The sequence below is a fragment of the Cupriavidus sp. 01L415 genome, assembly GCF_056400065.1.
In genome coordinates this window covers 144,960-162,334 of sequence record NZ_JBFTSP010000002.1, presented here as the reverse complement: position 1 = coordinate 162,334, position 17,375 = coordinate 144,960, and the positions used below count along the sequence as shown (strand labels likewise).

The 17,375-nt window shown below is 63.7% G+C and carries 16 protein-coding genes; 2 read left to right on the top strand and 14 right to left on the bottom strand.

Translation table 11 applies throughout. The features are described 5' to 3' along the window. Positions 1-257: 257 nt before the first annotated feature. The 5 genes from ugpQ to ugpB form a co-directional block, all read right to left on the bottom strand. Positions 258-995 carry a glycerophosphodiester phosphodiesterase gene (gene ugpQ / locus AC1DOX_RS06035; protein WP_441621711.1) on the bottom strand — a complete coding sequence of 246 codons (738 nt, stop codon included), beginning with the start codon at positions 993-995 and terminating at the stop codon, positions 258-260. A 32-nt stretch (positions 996-1,027) separates the two neighbouring features. Further along, on the bottom strand, positions 1,028-2,146 hold the full coding sequence (locus tag AC1DOX_RS06030; RefSeq protein ID WP_441621677.1) for a sn-glycerol-3-phosphate import ATP-binding protein UgpC: 1,119 nt from the start codon (positions 2,144-2,146) through the stop codon (positions 1,028-1,030). Between the two features lie 17 nt (positions 2,147-2,163). After that, entirely contained in the window at positions 2,164-3,012 is an 849-nt protein-coding gene (ugpE, locus tag AC1DOX_RS06025; protein WP_092134218.1) for a sn-glycerol-3-phosphate ABC transporter permease UgpE, read from the bottom strand. Between the two features lie 12 nt (positions 3,013-3,024). Beyond that, positions 3,025-3,906, bottom strand: a complete 882-nt coding sequence (ugpA, locus tag AC1DOX_RS06020) for a sn-glycerol-3-phosphate ABC transporter permease UgpA (protein ID WP_092134220.1) — start codon at positions 3,904-3,906, stop codon at positions 3,025-3,027. A 151-nt stretch (positions 3,907-4,057) separates the two neighbouring features. Beyond that, positions 4,058-5,368, bottom strand: coding sequence for a sn-glycerol-3-phosphate ABC transporter substrate-binding protein UgpB (ugpB, locus tag AC1DOX_RS06015; protein WP_092134221.1), 1,311 nt, complete (start codon positions 5,366-5,368; stop codon positions 4,058-4,060). 214 nt (positions 5,369-5,582) lie between these two features. Between ugpB and AC1DOX_RS06010 the strand changes: the two genes are divergently transcribed. Continuing rightward, positions 5,583-6,386, top strand: coding sequence for an HAD-IIB family hydrolase (locus AC1DOX_RS06010; protein ID WP_441621674.1), 804 nt, complete (start codon positions 5,583-5,585; stop codon positions 6,384-6,386). A 177-nt stretch (positions 6,387-6,563) separates the two neighbouring features. Here the strand turns inward: AC1DOX_RS06010 and ntrC are convergent, their stop codons facing one another. The 4 genes from ntrC to AC1DOX_RS05990 form a co-directional block, all read right to left on the bottom strand. After that, a complete protein-coding gene (ntrC, locus tag AC1DOX_RS06005) occupies positions 6,564-8,135 on the bottom strand; it encodes a nitrogen regulation protein NR(I) (protein WP_092134225.1) in 1,572 nt (523 codons plus the stop codon). Positions 8,136-8,226: 91 nt separating this feature from the next. Next, on the bottom strand, positions 8,227-9,408 hold the full coding sequence (gene glnL / locus AC1DOX_RS06000) for a nitrogen regulation protein NR(II) (protein ID WP_092134226.1): 1,182 nt from the start codon (positions 9,406-9,408) through the stop codon (positions 8,227-8,229). A 4-nt stretch (positions 9,409-9,412) separates the two neighbouring features. Further along, positions 9,413-9,937, bottom strand: a complete 525-nt coding sequence (locus AC1DOX_RS05995; RefSeq protein ID WP_441621672.1) for a DUF4124 domain-containing protein — start codon at positions 9,935-9,937, stop codon at positions 9,413-9,415. A gap of 180 nt (positions 9,938-10,117) precedes the next feature. Beyond that, positions 10,118-11,533, bottom strand: coding sequence for a 3-hydroxylaminophenol mutase (locus AC1DOX_RS05990; protein WP_092134228.1), 1,416 nt, complete (start codon positions 11,531-11,533; stop codon positions 10,118-10,120). Between the two features lie 526 nt (positions 11,534-12,059). Between AC1DOX_RS05990 and AC1DOX_RS05985 the strand changes: the two genes are divergently transcribed. Continuing rightward, entirely contained in the window at positions 12,060-12,524 is a 465-nt protein-coding gene (locus tag AC1DOX_RS05985; RefSeq protein ID WP_441621670.1) for a rhodanese-like domain-containing protein, read from the top strand. 153 nt (positions 12,525-12,677) lie between these two features. Here the strand turns inward: AC1DOX_RS05985 and AC1DOX_RS05980 are convergent, their stop codons facing one another. From AC1DOX_RS05980 to AC1DOX_RS05960, 5 genes are read right to left on the bottom strand one after another with little or no spacing between them, the layout of a single operon-like run. Next, entirely contained in the window at positions 12,678-13,478 is an 801-nt protein-coding gene (locus AC1DOX_RS05980; RefSeq protein ID WP_441621668.1) for a competence/damage-inducible protein A, read from the bottom strand. An 11-nt stretch (positions 13,479-13,489) separates the two neighbouring features. Next, positions 13,490-14,365 carry an EI24 domain-containing protein gene (locus tag AC1DOX_RS05975; RefSeq protein ID WP_092134232.1) on the bottom strand — a complete coding sequence of 292 codons (876 nt, stop codon included), beginning with the start codon at positions 14,363-14,365 and terminating at the stop codon, positions 13,490-13,492. 57 nt (positions 14,366-14,422) lie between these two features. Next, a complete protein-coding gene (locus AC1DOX_RS05970) occupies positions 14,423-15,418 on the bottom strand; it encodes a sterol desaturase family protein (RefSeq protein ID WP_441621665.1) in 996 nt (331 codons plus the stop codon). Then, complete coding sequence (locus AC1DOX_RS05965) at positions 15,418-16,278, bottom strand: polysaccharide deacetylase family protein (RefSeq protein ID WP_441621663.1); 861 nt, start codon at positions 16,276-16,278, stop codon at positions 15,418-15,420. The genes AC1DOX_RS05970 and AC1DOX_RS05965 overlap by 1 nt, the downstream gene beginning before the upstream one ends. 14 nt (positions 16,279-16,292) lie before the next feature. Beyond that, entirely contained in the window at positions 16,293-17,279 is a 987-nt protein-coding gene (locus AC1DOX_RS05960) for a YVTN family beta-propeller repeat protein (protein ID WP_092134237.1), read from the bottom strand. Between the last annotated feature and the right edge of the window lie 96 nt (positions 17,280-17,375).

The window sequence follows — 17,375 nt, the reverse complement described above, 5'->3', positions numbered from 1 at the left end:
TGCCGGAGTTAAGCGGGTTCATCAACCTTCCGCGACACGGCTTGACCGGTTAGCGGATTGCAAACAACTCTTGGGAGCCACGACAGCGCTACCTTAAACGGACGGCGCCTTGGGCGCCGCCTGTTTTTGGGTCTCACCGCCGGGCCCGAAAGGGCAAGTTGTGCGGGGAAGGACCTAAGTCTTCACTCGCGAAAGCATAGCACGTTTGCCTAGAAATCGTGGGGACTTTTCGTGATGCAAAATCAAGACACAACAGGTCAAGGCTGCGCGGCAATCTGGTCAACGGCATCGGTGATCAGGCCGTCCAACCCCCAGGACAGCAAGTCCGCGGCGCGCGTCACGTCATTCACCGTGTAGCACAAGACCTTGAATCCAGCCTGGTGTGCCCGGGCGATGACCGCCGCGTCGAGTTCGCGGTGATTCGAATCCAGCGCGACGCAGTCAAGCCTGCGCAGGCGGTCCAGCCAATCGGCGGGCAGCTTGTCCAGCAGCAGCGCACGTGGCACGGTCGGCGCCACCTTGCGAGCGGCCTCCAGCGCCTCCTCGGAAAACGACGACAGCAGCGGTGGGACATCGGCACCCCGCCAGAGCGAAAGTGCATCAAGCGCCACGGCCGCACCCGTCCGATATTCGTGACCGGGTACCGGCTTGATCTCGATATTGACGAGGAAACCGTTGGCACGGGTGTAGCGGGCGATGGCCGCCAGCGTCGGAATCGGCTCCCCCGCATAGCCCGGGCTGTGCCAAGCGCCGGCATCCAGCCCAGCCAGTTCACCCAGCGTCAGCGCATCGACGCGCCCCGTGCCAGACGTCGTGCGATCCAGCGTGGCGTCGTGCATCAGCACCGCCCTGCCATCGCCAGACAGCTTCACGTCGAATTCGAACATCCGGTAGCCGAACGACGCACCGTGCCGGAACGCGGCGAGCGTATTCTCCGGCGCCAACTTGCCGGCACCGCGGTGGGCAATATGGCTCGGATACGGCCAGTTGACCATATCCACCGTCGGGAATGTTGCGGCCGCCTGGCTCATGCGTGCGCCTCGATCCGCTTGCCGGAGCTCACATCGAAGAAGTGCAGATGCTCGGGCGATGCCGTGATCGGCAGGCGATCGCCACTGCGCACGTGCATCTGGCTGTCCAGCCGCACCACAACCGGCTGGCCACCGAGCGCTCCGTACGCGAACGAGTCCGCGCCGAGCGCCTCCACCACGCGCACATCGACCTCCGCGATGGCATCGTGGGCCGCGCACGGCTCGATATGCTCAGGACGCAGACCCATCAGCGCCTGCTCGGGCAGATGCAAACCCATCGGCAGATGGCCCAGCGTCGCGGTGCCGCCCTGCCCGTCCTTGGGCACCACGCGCATCTGCGCACTACCCTGTCCCGCTGCCTGCCCGGCCCCGTTTCGTGCCACCGGCACCAGGTTCATCGGCGGCGAGCCGATGAAACCCGCCACGAACGTGCTGGCCGGCCGCGCATACACCTCCAGCGGCGTGCCGATCTGCTCCACGCGGCCACCATTGAGCACCATCATGCGGTCAGCCAGCGTCATGGCCTCCACCTGGTCGTGCGTCACATACAGGCTGGTGGTACCCAGGCGGCGATGGAGATCCTTTAGTTCCAGACGCATTTGCACACGCAGCTTGGCGTCGAGGTTCGAAAGCGGTTCGTCGAACAGGAACACGGCAGGCTCCCGCACGATCGCACGCCCCATGGCCACGCGCTGGCGCTGGCCGCCGGAGAGCTGACGCGGCTTGCGGTCGAGCAGCGACGCCAGTTCCAGGATGCCCGCGGCATGCTTCACGCGCTGCTCGATCTCGGGCTTCGGCATGCCACGAATCTTGAGCCCATAGGCCATGTTGTCGTACACGCTCATGTGCGGATACAACGCGTAATTCTGGAACACCATCGCGATGTCGCGCTCGGCCGGTTCCAGGTCGTTCACCACCTTGTCGCCAATATGGATCTCGCCGCCGGTAATGGTTTCCAGGCCGGCGACCATGCGCAGCAGCGTGGACTTGCCGCAACCCGACGGGCCGACGATGACGATGAATTCACCGTCGGCGATTTCCATATCGATGCCGTGCACGACCTGCGTGCCGCCGGCGTAGGTTTTCTGTACGTTGCGAAGTGACAGTTTTGCCATGGCTAGTTTTCTCTGCCTTATTTTTCCGTTTCCACCAGGCCCTTGACGAACCATCGTTGCATCAGCACCACCACCACGGCCGGCGGGATCATCGCCAGCATCACAGTAGCCATCACCAGGTTCCAGTCCGTGGCGGCATCGCCCGAACGGGAGATCATCTGCGTCACGCCCACCACCACCGGCGTCATCGACTTCTGCGTCGTGATCAGCAGCGGCCAGAGGTACTGGTTCCAGCCATAGATAAACTGGATCACGAACAGCGCGGCGATGCTGGTGCGCGACAGCGGCAGCACCACGTCCCAGAAGAAACGCAGCGGGCCGGCACCGTCGATGCGCGCTGCCTCGGCCAGTTCGTCCGGAATGGTCAGGAAGAACTGGCGGAACAGGAACGTGGCGGTGGCCGACGCGATGATCGGAATCGTCAGGCCGAAGTAGCTGTCCAGCAAGCCCAGATCCGACACCACCTTGTAGGTCGGCAGGATCCGCACTTCCACCGGCAGCATCAGCGTGATGAAGATCAGCCAGAAGAATGTCTTGCGCAGCGGAAAGCGAAAATAGACGATCGCAAAGGCCGAGATGATCGAGATGGCGATCTTGCCGAGGGCAATGCCCAGCGCCATGATCAGGCTGTTCTTCATCATGGTGGCGACCGGCGATGCGGCCTCACCCACACCCCGGAACAGCACCGTGCGATAGTTTTCGAACAGGTGGCCACCCGGAATCATCGTCATCGGCGCATCCAGCACCTGCTCGGCCGTCAGCGTGGACGCCACGAAGGTCAGATACACCGGAAAGGCCACGACAACGATGCCGAGAATCAGCACCAGGTGCGTAATGAAATCAAGTATTGGTCGACGTTCTACCATTGCGTGCCTCTGTCAGTACTGGACCTTGCGTTCCACGAAACGGAACTGCACCACGGTCAGCGCGATCACGATCACCATCAGCACGACGGACTGCGCCGCCGAACCGCCGATATCCATGCCGCGGAAGCCGTCGTGAAAGACCTTGTAGACGAGCGTGTTGGTGGAATTGAAAGGGCCGCCATGCGTCACGGCGTCGATGATGGCGAAGGTGTCGAAGAACGCGTAGACGACGTTGATCACCAGCAGGAAGAACGTGGTCGGCGACAGCAGCGGGAACACGATCGACCAGAAGCGCCTCCACGGACCCGCGCCGTCAATGGCCGCGGCCTCGATCAGGGATTTCGGAATGCTCTGCAACCCGGCCAGGAAGAACAGGAAGTTGTAGCTGATCTGCTTCCATGCCGCGGCCAGCACCACCAGCGCCAGCGCCTGATTGCCGTTGAGCAGGAAGTTCCAGTCCACGCCCATCTTGCGCAGCGCGTAGGCCACCACGCCGAGCGTCGGATTGAACATGAACATCCACAGCACGCCCGCCACGGCGGGTGCCACGGCGTACGGCCAGATCAGCAGGGTCTTGTAGCCCGTGGCCGCGCGCACCACGCGATCGGCAAAGTAGGCCAGCAAGAGCGCCACGGACAAGCCCACCACGGTCACGCCAATGGCGAAGATCGCTGTGGTCTGGAAGGACTCCACATACTGCGTATCCTTCAACAGCGCAGCAAAGTTTTCGAGGCCGACGAACTCCAGGTTGATGCCGAAGGCATCCTGCTGCAGCATCGACTGGTACAGCGCCTGGCCCGCAGGCAGGAAGAAGAAGATCAGCGTGATAGCGATCTGCGGCAAGACCAGCAGATACGGCAGCCACGGCGAGCGAAAAACGACGCGTTTTTCCATCGTTAACTATCCGGCAAACGCCGCGGGGTCGCGGCTCCCTGACAAGACACCCGAGGCGAGTCAGCCCGGATATCCATAAAGCAAGCGGGCGACGGATTCGCCGCCGCCCGCTCTCGGTGCGCCCTGCCCGGTCGCGCCGGGCAATCGCGCCTTACTCCTTGGCCGTCTTCTGGAAGCGTTCCAGCAGTTCGTTACCGCGGGCAACGGCTGTGTCCAGCGCCGCCTTCGGTTCCTTCTTGCCGGCCCAGACGGCTTCCAGTTCCTCGTCCACCACCGTGCGAATCTGCACCAGGTTGCCTAGGCGCACGCCGCGCGACTTCTCGGTAGTCTTCACGACCATCTGTTCCACGGACACTTCGGCGCCCGGGTTCTTGTCGTAGTAGCCCGACTTCTTGGTCAGCTCATACGAAGCCATCGTGACCGGCAGGTAGCCGGTGGCCTGGTGCCAGTCCGACTGGATTTCCGGACGCGAGAGGAACGTGAAGAACTTGGCCACGCCCTTGTACTCTTCCGCCTTCTTGCCGCCCATTACCCACAGCGACGCGCCGCCAATGATCGTGTTCTGCGGGGCGCCCTGCACGTCCGGGTAGTAAGGCAGTTGCGACACGCCGAACTGGAACTTGGCGTTCTTGCGGATGTTGGCCAACGACGCCGAAGAACCCGTGAACATCGCGCATTCGCCGTTGTAGAACTTGGCCTGCGACTCCGCCTTGCGGCCGCCGTAGCTGAAATAGCCCTTCTTGACCATTTCCTGCAGGTTCGTGATGTGCTTCACGTGCAGCGGGCTGTTGAATACCAGGCGGGCGTCCGTGCCGCCAAAGCCGTTGTTCTTGGTCGCGAACAGCGTGTTGTGCCAGGCCGAGAAGCTCTCGAGGTGCACCCAGCCCTGCCAGTCGGTGGTATAGGCGCAGTTAGTGCCGGAAGCCTTCAGCTTGGCCGAATACTGCATCACTTCGGGCCACGTCTTGGGGGGCGCGGAGAGGCCGGCCTTCTTGAAGGCGTCCTTGTTGTAATAGAAGACCGTCGTCGAGCTGTTGAACGGGAACGACAGCATTTCGCCCTTCGACGACGTGTAGTACCCGGCGACAGCCGGAATATAGGCCTTCTGGTCGAATTTCTCGCCGGCGTCCTTCATCACGGTGGAAACCGGCTTGATGGCGCCCTTGGCACTCATCATCGTCGCGGTACCGACTTCGAACACCTGCAGGATGGCCGGCGCGCCGCCCGCACGGAAGGCCGCGATACCGGCCGCCATGGTTTCGTCGTAGTTGCCCTTGTTGACCGGCACGATCTTGTAGTCGGTCTGGCTCGCGTTGAACTTGTCGGCAATTTCGTTGACTTTGTCGTTCAGCGCGCCCTGCATGGCGTGCCACCATTGGATTTCAACGGCGGCGTGAGCCGTGCCGGCCATGGCCAGGGTGGCGACGGCGGCCAGTTTCAATACGGTACGTGGAAAAGACATCGGCATCTCTCCTGAGGCTGTTATGAGTCGGGCAAAAATGTGAAAAAGCGACCGACTGTATGCATTTTTTGTGACAGCCGGATGTTACGCCGGTCTCACCCCAACGAAAACCGGGCAAACCCGCCTTGCAGAGAGATTGTTGCGGCATTTTGACGACACAAAGGTGTCACGGTCGGTGATATGCGCGGGTGCCAGTTGCGTAAAATGCCCGGCCATGACGACCATGCAACCCTTCTCCGCCCTGCCCGATGCCGCCTTGCGCCGTGTGCGCGGCATCCTGACCGATATCGACGGCACGCTGACCACCGACGGCCGGTTGCCCGCCCCCACCTATCTGGCGCTGGACCGGCTGGCACGGGCCGGCCTGCACGTGATTCCGGTAACGGGGCGCTGCATCGCCTGGGCCGAAATCCTCACGCGCCTATGGCCAGTCGACGCCATCATCGGTGAAAACGGCGCCTTTTACTCACATTTGCACAGCAACAAGCTCGTCACTCGTTTCCTGGACGACGAAAAGACGCGCGCGGCAAACCTGGAGAGGATCCACGCGCTGGGCCAGGCCATCCTTCGCGAGGTCCCCGGAAGCGCGCTGGCATCCGATCAGGCCTGGCACGCCGCCGACCTGGCAATCGACCACGCGGAGGACGTCCCGCCATTGCCACAGCAGGCAGTTGACCGCATCGCAGCGATGATGCGGGAGGCAGGCATGACCGCAACGGTCAGTTCGATCCATGTAAATGGATGGTTCGGCAAGCACGACAAGCTGTCGATGAGCCGGCTTTGCGTGGCGGAGTTGCTCGGGGATGATGTGGACGCCAACCGCGATGAATGGCTGTTCATCGGCGATTCGGCAAACGACGTGGCGATGTTCGGCCACTTCCCGTTGTCGGTGGGCGTAGCGAACGTGCGGGAGATCCTGCACCTGCTGCCGGTGGCGCCGGCCTATGTCACGAATGCAGCGGGCGGCGAGGGATTCGCCGAGATGGCGGAGAGACTGCTGGTGGCGCGGGAAGGCTGAAGGCACCTGACCTGAAGGCGCCAGACTTGAAGGCATCGAATTGTGAAGGCGCCATGCCGGGACACCCGGCGGACACCGACCGGACGTCCGCCGGGCGCCCAGTGCGGCCGCCGGTCAGGCCCCTTCCCCCGCAAGCAAGAGAAGGGACAAGCCATCGGCCCGCACCGGAGCCAGACATTAGTCGAAGCCCAGCTCCTGCAACTTGCGGGTAATCGTGTTCCGACCGATCCCGAGTCGCGTCGCGGCTTCCACCCGGCGGCCACGCGTGACACCAAGGGCAGCCTCCAGCACGGCCTTCTCGAAGCGGCGCGTGAGTACGTCCATCACCTCAGGTTGCCCCGATTCGAGCATAGTCTTGGCCTCGCCAGCCAGCAGCGCTTCCCAGTTGGCGGAAACCGGACTCGCTGCGAACGCGGGCGTCGCCGCCACGCCCGGCGCGCTCGACACCATGGGCGGACGCGTCGCGACCATCATGTCGCCTTCGATGCCCGGCGCGCCCATGCCGTAGTCGGCGGTCTCCAACGCCTCGTACTCGCCGCCGCCCGCGCGGGCCTCGCCCGCATGCTGACGCACGGCCGCCGCACCGCTATCCTGGCCGGTTCCAATCATTTCACGCGGCAGGTCCTTGACCTCGATGGTCTGCGCCGGCGCCATCACGGTCAGCCAGTTGCAGAGGTTCTCGAGTTGCCGCACGTTGCCGGGGAAAGGCAGCGTGCTGACGTAGGTCAGCGCCTCGTCGGACATCCGCTTGGGCTCCACGCCCAGTTCCTTCGCACTTTTTTGCAGGAAATGGCGCGCCAGCAGCGTGATGTCTTCCGGCCGTTCGCGCAGCGGCGGCAGGCGCAGGCGGATTACGTTCAGTCGGTGGAACAAGTCCTCACGGAACAGCCCCTCCTTGACGCGCGTCTCCAGGTTCTGGTGCGTCGCGGCGATCACGCGCACGTTGGCGCGCAGCGGGTTGTGACCGCCGACCCGATAAAAGTTGCCGTCCGACAGCACGCGCAACAGGCGCGTCTGCAGGTCGAACGGCATGTCGCCGATTTCATCGAGGAACAGCGTGCCGCCCTCGGCCTGCTCGAACCGGCCCCGACGCATGGTCTGCGCCCCGGTGAACGCGCCACGTTCGTGACCGAACAGTTCCGACTCCAGCAGATCCTTGGGGATTGCCGCAGTGTTCAACGCGATGAACGGCCCATTGGCACGCGGACTGTGCTTGTGCAGCGCGCGCGCCACCAGTTCCTTGCCGGTACCGGACTCGCCGGTGATCATCACGGTGACATTCGATTGCGACAGCCGGCCGATCGCGCGGAACACATCCTGCATCGCCGGTGCCTGACCGAGAATCTCGGGCGCATCGACCAGCCGATCGTCCATCTCCTCTTCGCGCAGACTCTCTTCCAGCGCGCGGCGAATCAGTTCGACCGCCTTGTCCACGTCGAACGGCTTGGCCAGATATTCGAAGGCGCCGCCCTGGAATGCAGCCACCGCACTGTCGAGGTCCGAGTACGCAGTCATCACGATGACCGGCAGGCCCGGGTGGCGCGCCTTGATGGCCTGCAGCAGGTCCAGCCCAGACCCGCCAGGCATGCGGATATCGGAGATCAGGACTTGCGGCTCGTCCTCCTCCAACGCCGCCAGCACGTCGCGGACATTGGTAAAACTGCGGGAGAGCAGGCTTTCACGTGCGAGGGCCTTTTCCAGGACCCAGCGGATTGATTGATCGTCGTCGACTATCCAGATCGGCTTCATGTGCGTCGCTTGTCTGCTCGGTGTCATTTGGTCTCCCGTTCGCCCGCTGTTGGCAGGTCCGCACCGCTCGCACGATTCGCCGGAGAGGCGCCTAGTGGAGTGGCAGCAGGATACGGAAGTCGGTACAGCCCGGCCGGCTCTCGCATTCGATCAAGCCCTCGTGCTGCTGCACGAAGGTTTGAGCGAGTGTGAGACCGAGTCCGCTACCGCCATCCCTGCCCGATACCAATGGATAGAAGATGCGTTCGCGAATGTCCTCGGGGATGCCCGGGCCGTTATCGATGACATGCAAGTCCAATGCCAGCTTGAAAAGTCGCTTGGCAATGGTCACCTGGCGAGCCACCCGCGTGCGCAGCACGATCTGCGCGTCGCCACGGGCAATGCGCTCGTGCAGCGCCTGCGCGGCGTTGTGCACGATGTTCAGCACGGCCTGGATCAGTTGCTCCATGTCGCCGCGCAGGTCAGGCAGGCTCGCGTCGTAGTCGCGCACGATATCCAGCCCGTTGGGGAATTCCGCCAGGACCACGGATCGCACGCGCTCCAGCACCTCGTGGATATTGAGGTCGGAGACGATATGGGGATGCCGGTGCGGCTCCAGCAGACGGTCCACCAGCGTCTGCAGGCGGTCCGACTCCTTGATGATGACCTGTGTGTATTCGCGCAGGGAGCGCTCGGGCAGTTCGAATTCCAGCAACTGGGCCGCACCGCGGATGCCCCCCAGCGGATTCTTGATCTCATGGGCTAGATTGCGGATCAGCTCCTTGTTGGCCGAGGTCAGGTCGAGGATGCGTTCCTCGCGGTCGCTGCGGACCTTCTGCTCGTTCAGCAAGATCTCCACAAGCACGATGCCGGCGTGACCCTCCAGCGCGCCGATGACCACGTGCGCGTGGATCGCCTCCTGCAGCGGCGGCCGCAAGACCAGGTCCTGGCGGCGTACATCTACCTGCCGGGCGATAACCGACTCGATCATGGCGTCGAGTTCGTCGGACGCGCCAAACAGATCCGGCAGCGTCAGCTCCACCATGGCGCGGCGCGACAGCGCAAAGCTGGCCTCGGCGGCGGGGTTGGCGTAGACCACGTGCAGGCCGGGCTGGCGCACCAGCAGCACGGGATTGGCCACCACGTCCAGCCCCGGATGAAAGACCACGTCGCCCAACGGCAGGATGTCTGCATCGCTCGCCGCCGGATCGGCACTGTCTGGCGAGGTGGCTGGCTCCGACTTGCGATCGGCGCCAGTGACTTTGCGGGACACTCCGCGAATCAGGCGACGCATGCGATTAGTCCTTTAGGTTGGAAAGCTCGCGACGCAACGATGCAGCATTGGCCTCGCCGCGTGCGATGTCATCGCGCAGCCGGGCCGTGCGATCGAGGTACTTCTGGTAGTTGCGCTCATTGCCCTGGCGCTCGGGCTCGCCGTTGTTGTACTCGGCGCGCAGGCCGGACAGCTTGGCCTCTTCGCTCTGCAATTCCTGCTCCAGCACGGCGCGGCGTTCGCCGTCGCGGTTCTTCTGCGTGGCGCTGTCCACGCGCGGGAACGCGGTCGGCGAGGCGGCGGCCGTGGTGGCCTTGCCCGCGCCGCCCGATGTCGTCCGTCCGCCCGGCACGGTCACCACGTCGGGCAGGTTCAGCCGCTTGCAATCCTTGCTGTTGCCCGGATTGCCATTGCGATACTCGGGCACGCCATTGGCACCCTTGCACACGTAGACCTCCGACGATTGCGCCGGCGCCGGCTGACTCCACCCTCCCAGCACCAGCATCATGGCCGTCACCAGAATGGGGAGACCCACACGGATTTGGTGCATTCCGCCGTGGGCGGCACTGCTCGAGATCTTGTTCGAATTCGCGTCCATGAACACCGACATGATGGTTAGGGAAAGAGCCCCATTCTAGCGATCAACCCGCCAGCAAAACAAAAAGGGACAGCCGAAGCCGCCCCTTCCTGGTGCAACTGTTGCCCGGTGACAACCTGGCAACGGGATCGCTTACAGCGAGTAGTACATCTCGAACTCGATCGGGTGAGTCGTCATGCGGAAACGCGTGACTTCTTCCATCTTCAGTTCGATGTAAGCATCGATCATGGAGTTGGAGAACACACCGCCGCGGGTCAGGAACTCACGGTCGTTGTCGAGGTACTCCAGGGCCTGGTCGAGGCTCGAGCAGACGGTCGGGATCTTTGCATCCTCTTCCGGCGGCAGGTCGTACAGGTTCTTGTCGGCAGCTTCGCCCGGGTGGATCTTGTTCATCACGCCATCCAGACCGGCCATCAGCAGCGCCGAGAAGCCCAGGTACGGGTTCATCAGCGGATCCGGGAAGCGGGTTTCGATRCGRCGGCCCTTCGGGTTSGCCACGTAAGGAATACGGATCGAGGCCGAACGGTTGCGGGCCGAGTARGCCAGCTTCACCGGGGCTTCGAAGCCCGGCACCAGACGCTTGTACGAGTTCGTGCCCGGGTTGGTCAGGGCGTTCAGCGCGCGAGCGTGCTTGATGATGCCGCCGATGTAGTACAGCGCGAATTCCGACAGGCCGGCGTAGCCGTTGCCCGCGAACAGGTTCTGGCCGTCCTTCCACACGGACTGGTGAACGTGCATGCCCGAACCGTTGTCGCCCACGACCGGCTTCGGCATGAACGTGGCGGTCTTGCCATAGGTATGGGCCACGTTCTGGATCACGTACTTCTGCAACTGCGTCCAGTCGGCGCGTTGCACCAGCGTGCTGAAGCGCGTGCCGATTTCGTTCTGGCCCTGGCCGGCCACTTCGTGGTGGTGCACTTCCACGGGGATGCCCAGCGATTCAAGAATCAGGCACATTTCCGAACGGATGTCCTGGAACGTGTCGATCGGGGCAACCGGGAAATAGCCGCCCTTCTTGCCCGGACGGTGACCGCTGTTGCCGTGTTCGAATTCCTTGCCCGACGACCACGGGGCTTCTTCCGAGTTGATCTTGACCGAGCAACCCTGCATGTCGACGTTCCAGGTCACGCCGTCGAAAATGAAGAATTCGGGTTCCGGACCGAAGAAGGCGGTGTCGCCCAGGCCGGTGCTCTTCAGGTAGGCCTCGGCGCGCTTGGCGATGGAACGCGGGTCGCGGTCGTAGCCCTTGCCGTCCGACGGCTCGATCACGTCGCAAGTCAGCACCAGCGTCGGCTCTTCGTAGAACGGGTCGATGTGGGCCGTGTTCGAATCCGGCATCAGCAGCATGTCCGAAGCTTCGATACCCTTCCAGCCGGCGATCGACGAACCGTCGAAAGCGTGGCCGCTCTCGAACTTGTCATCGTCGAAGTGCGACACGGGCACAGACACGTGTTGCTCCTTGCCTTTGGTATCCGTGAAGCGGAAATCGACGAACTTGACGTCGTTTTCCTTCACGATCTTCATCACATCTGCAACGCTGTGGGCCATGCCTATCTCCTGGAAATTCGGGCTGAGTCTGGGAAAGCCATTGTTGGTTCGGTCACCGTTCCAGCCTGCCGCAGCACGACTGCGCGGCCGCCGGGAAACACCCGCGAAGACCGCCCCAAAAGGGACGAGGAATGTTAGCAGAAAGCATGCCAACTGAAGCCATCATTTGCCCTCGCCATCCCGAAAAATGTGCACCTGCTGGCGGTTCCGCACCGCCACGGGGGCCGCGGATTGCATACAACCTGGCTCGCCACGCGGGACGCGCCGGCAGACGCACTTGCATCATTGATGCCGCCGCACTTATCAAACACCATTACGGTGCACGATTCAAGGAATCGCACCATTCGAGTGCGTTCGCACCATGACGATGCATATTGCGGAGTGACGTTTTTCGAGCTGGCACATTGTCCACGCGCTAGAATAGCGCCGAAATGCTGCGCCATCCCCGGTACGGCGACGACGTGGTGGTCGACGTGCAGCCGAGGCCGCGCGTCTCCGCCCCTTCTTATTGATTCCGTCACAGAAGATGACTACCCGAGACGACCTCCTTCAGGCGGCGCGCGAGCGCCAGCAACAGAACCAGCTTGCCTACTTCGGCGCTCTCACCCCACAGGAAACCTATGCGCTGCTGCAGGCCGATCCAGCTGCCGTACTGGTGGACGTCCGCACTCAGGCCGAGCTGGACTGGGTGGGCGGCGTGGATCTGCCCGATGAGCAGTTCGCCCACGTGGAGTGGATGTCCTACCCGGGTGGCGCGCAGAATGCGAAGTTCGTCGAAGAACTGAAGGCGCGCGTGCCGACCGATGTGCCCGTGCTGTTCCTGTGCCGCAGCGCGGCGCGCTCCAAGCATGCTGCGCGCGTGGCCACGGAGGCCGGCTACCCGTTCGCGATGGACGTGCTGGAAGGCTTCGAAGGCAACCGTGACGAGCACCATCACCGCAAGACCGTGGAAGGCTGGTGCGTGCGCGGCCTGCCCTGGCACGGCGCCTGAGCGGAAACGCCAGACGCAACAAAGCGGCCCCGAGAGGCCGCTTTTTTTATGCGGGTTTCACTCCCCGCCTGTCTCGCTTCGGTGCACGCCTTTGCAGCCCTGTTGCAGGCCCGCCGCAGCCCTGTTGCGGAGTCGCTGCGGATTGCCGCGGCGCTACTGCTCCACGATTTCGAAGCCCATCGCACGCACGCCGTCCAGCAGCATGGAGTACGCCGGCGCCACCAGCTCGCCCGGGCCCTTCACGCCCAGGTCGATATGACGGCGCGCCAGGCGATCGCCACGGCTGACATCGCCCACGGACGGCAGGCTGAACACGCGGATGCCGGCGAAGGCCGCCTCCACTTGCTCCATCAGCGGCGTCAATGTGGACTCCGGCGCCTCGAACACATAGAACGCGCGCGATTGCTCGACTTCCCGGTGAAACAGTTGCGAGTAGTAGTGGTCGAGCACCCACTCCATCATCGGCCACGCCATGACCGGAAAACCCGGCATGAAATGGTGATCCGCCACGGAAAATCCGGGAATGCGGTTATAGCTGTTCGGAATGATCCGTGCACCGGCCGGAAACTCGCCCATCTTGAACCGATGCTGGTTCTCGGGCAGGTTCAGGTCGCCCTTGACTGGGTCGCCGTTGGCGGTTTCGGCGATGCGCAGCGCAATCTGCTCGCGCGCCTCGGGATGCAGGGCCAGTTCCACGCCCAGTGCCGCAGCCGCGCACTGCCGCGTGTGGTCATCCGGCGTGGCACCGATGCCGCCCGTGCAGAACACGATGTCCGGGCCGGCCAGCGTGCGGCGCAGCGCCGCGGTGATGCGGTCGCGCTCATCGCCGATGTACTCGGCCCAGTCCAGCGCCAGTCCGCGCGCGCCCAGCAGTTCGATGGCCCGGCGCATGTGCTTGTCCTCGCGTCGCCCGGACAGAATCTCGTCGCCGATGACAATCAAACCGAAACCCATGGTGCCCTCACTCAGGATTGTTCAATACGGCGCACGTCGGACGGCGCCAGGTCGATGACGTCAACGACGTCGTGCGGTGGCGGCGCAGCCGCCGCACGTTCGGCGCGCAAGTCGGCCAGGGCCCGCAGGCAAAAATGGCCGAACCACAGCGCCGAAAAAATGAAAATCAGCACATACAGCCACAGCGTGCCTGCCAGCACCACCGGAAACAAGAAGATGATGACAGCCGACCAAACCCACAGCAAGGTCGGCGCCGATCCCAGCAGCCCCACTGCCACGCCAATCATCAGCAACGACGTGCGGTGGCGTTTCATGATCGTCTTGCGCTCCTCGACTGTCGCATGTTCGGACAGCGCGTCGTAGGTCATCACGCGGTATGTCAGCCAGCCCCACAGCACCGGTGGAATCAGCGCGAAGAATGGCGGAATCAGCCACAGCGGCAGGGTCACCAGCACCAGCAGCAGGAACACCACGGTATTGCCGAGCGCCTGAAACACGCTGCCGGCGATGCTGCCGCCATGCGCCTTCGTCAGATTGGGATAGCTGCGCTCCAGGTGCCGCACCACGGCCGGCACCGAGAACAGGCTGATGAAGATCAGCATGGAGGCGATCACCAGCGGGATCACCATCGTCAGCACGAACAGTGGTGCCACCACGGCGCGCAGCGACTGCAGGCCGACCCAGTCCAGCGCGCCGTAGATCCAGCTGGTGAAGACCGACCCCTGGAGAATGGCGCTGGCCGTGCCGATGACTGGGTCCCAGGCCAGGTAGATCAGGCCACCCCACAGCACGGTAGCCAGGACAAACGGCAGCACTGTCAGCATCAGCATGCGCGGATGAAACTGACTGGCCAGGGCGCGACCAAACGAGCGGAAGATATCGTTCATGCGGGAATGAGATCGGGAAAGCCCTCAGAGCCTAGCATAGGCTGAGGGCGCCGCCGATTAACCCAGGCGCAGCAACCGTTTGATGCCAAGCCACTGCTGGGCGAGGAAACCGGCGCCGTAGTCGCGGCCGCGGCCTGCGGGCGGCGGCATCTGGTCGCGGATGCCGGTCGGGTAGTAGGCGTCGGTGAACACGGCGGTGCGGAACAACATGTCCCACCACGGGAAGATCACGCCGAAATTGCACCCGCCCAGACGCTTCGGCTTGTCGCCGGCGCCCTGCCGTTCATGGCCCAGCCCGACGGCATGGTGCGTACGATGGAAGCGCGGCGATACCAGCAGCCGCTCGCCGAGCCAGCCGAAGTGCAGCCGCAGATTGGCGTGCTGCAGGCTCTGCAGGAGTTGCGACAGCGCCACCAGCAACACGTACTGCGACGGCTCCACGCCGACGGCCAGCGCCACAGTCGCAAACACCAGGTCGCGCAGGATGTCGTCGGCCAGATGATTGCGGTTGTCGCTCCAGAGCGTCATCTGGCGCTGGCTGTGGTGCACCGCGTGCAGGCTCCACCACCAGCGGTAGGTGTGCGACAGCCGGTGATACCAGTAGTCCAGCAGGTCAAACAGCAACAGGTAGACGAAAAAGCTCACCAGCGGGACCGACGTCACGCCCGGCCACCAGTCCTCGACGTTGATCCGCTGCCAGCCCAGCAGTCGCAGGTGCCCTTCCAGACCGTCAGTGAGCGGTGCCAGCATGAAGAACATCGCCAGCCGGAACAGGCCGAGCCGATGAATCAGCGTGTAGAGAATATCCGTGCGGATCGCCGAGCGATCGGTGACCGGCTCCACGGGCCGCAGCTTTTCCAGCGGACCCAGGATCAGTATCATCACGGCAATCTGGACCAGGCCAACCAGCAGCCATTCGGTGCCGGTGAAGGCGTCTTCGGCATAGCCACCGAAGCCCAGGTTGTAGACCACCGGCAGCACCACGTCCTGGAAGACCGTGGCCTCCACCTGACCCACCCAGAGACTGAGCCAGTTACTGAACGTGTCCCACATTACCGCCTGCCCTCCGGCCCGGTTTCAGATACTTCCCATTTTGCGCCCGATCGCGCAACGGTGTGCCGCGCGATCCAGTCCTTGTACAAGGGATGCTCGCGCAGCGTGGCAAAACAGAATCCCTTCTGCTCCAGACCGCTGATCAGCGGCTCCAGCACGCCCGGCGCCCACGGGTCCTTGCGCGACCAGATGCCCAGGTGCGCCATCGCGATATCGCCATTGCGAAGGTCGCGCAACGCGCGGTCGAGCAATACCTGGTTCGGGAAGCGTTCCGACGACAGCTCGTCGCCGAGGAACCCCGCCGGCGCCCAGCCGACATGCCTGAATCCGCATTGCTCGGCCCACGCCAGCGTCTGCGGTGCGGTACGGCCACCCGGGGCGCGCCACAACGGCACCATCGGCTGGCCGGTCATCGACTGGAACGCCTGCGCGCTGCGGCGCAGTTCCGTGCAAAACGTCTCGGCTGTCATGGTCACGTCGCGCCCAGCCTGCGCGCCGAACTGCGGACGCATCGTCACCTTGTCTCCCCGCGTGCTGCGCAGGTAGACGTGATCGAAAGTGTGCGTGCCAAATGCGTGACCGTCGGCGGCCAGCGACTTCCAGTACGGCGCCCATGTCGGATCGAGCGAACTGTCCTTGTTGACGGTCGGCTCGTTGGCGAGGAAGAACGTGGCGCGAATATGGTGGCGGCGCAGCGTGCGCGCGATCAACTCGGCCTGGCTCATGCTGCCCGTGTCGAACGTCAGGTACAGCGTGCCGGCGCGGCACGCACCGGCATTCGCCTCCGCGGCGGCGGCGGCGGACAAACCCGCCGCGGCCAGCGCCAGCGCGGCGGAGATCCGGGTCATCATCCTGCGCATGACAGCTCCGACTTTCAGTACAGCGGTGCGCGCGTGCGGAAGTAGATGCCGTGCGGCGACTTGCCCACGCGGATCGTCTTGACCATCTTGCGGCTGGCCACATCGATCAGGCCCACCGAACGGGCCCAGCGGAAGGTCACCCAGAGCGTCTTGCCGTCGGCGGTCAGCTCCATATCGTCCGGACCTGGCAGCAGGCCGGTGATATCACCGACCTTGGACAGCGTCTGCTGGTCGATGATGCTGATCGACCCCGACACGCGGTTGGTCAGGAACAGATGGCGCTTGTCGCCGACCGCGCGGAAGTTGTGCGCGCCCTTGCCGGTCTGGATCTGCTTGACGACGGTCCGCGTGCGCCAGTCGATCACGGCCACGTAGTCAGCCCCCGTCATCCCCACCAGCAGATACTTCTGGTCCGGCGTGACCCAGACGCCAGCCGGCGCGGAGCCCGCTTCCATCGTCCAGAGCACGGTCAGCGTGGTCAGGTCGATGGCGGCGATCTGGTCGGAATCCTGCAGCGTGATAAAGGCGATCTTGCTATCCGCCGTGAAGGCGATATGGCTCGGCGTCTTGGCCAGTGGGAACTGTTTGGCGATCTTCAGTTGGTGGCCGTCCCAGCGGTACACGTCCACGCGGTCCAGCCGGTTGCCGGTGGCAACGAACCATTTCTGGTCGGGCGAGAAGCCCACCTGGTAGGGGTCGTCGATATTCGGCACGCGCTGCTGCACCTTCCCGGTGACGGGATCGAGGAAGACCAGGTCGTTGCCGACGGCGTTGGCCACGATCAGCGACTTCTCATCCGGGGTAGCAATCAGGTGATGCGGCTCCTTCCCGATCGGAAAGGTTTCCAGCACCTTCTGGGTGTCCTTGTCGATCAGGGTGACGGTGGCGTCACCCGAATTCAGGATCACCACCACTTCCGCTGACGCGGGGGCCGACACCATTGCCAATGCCAAGGCGCCGACCGATACCACGCCAGCCACAACGCGACGCAATGCGAGCATAAGACCGTTAAATCATGACGAATCGGGCATTCTAACGTTTCACCGCACCGATTCGATGACGCCGCAGCAGAAACTTAAGCGGCGCTCACATTTAGT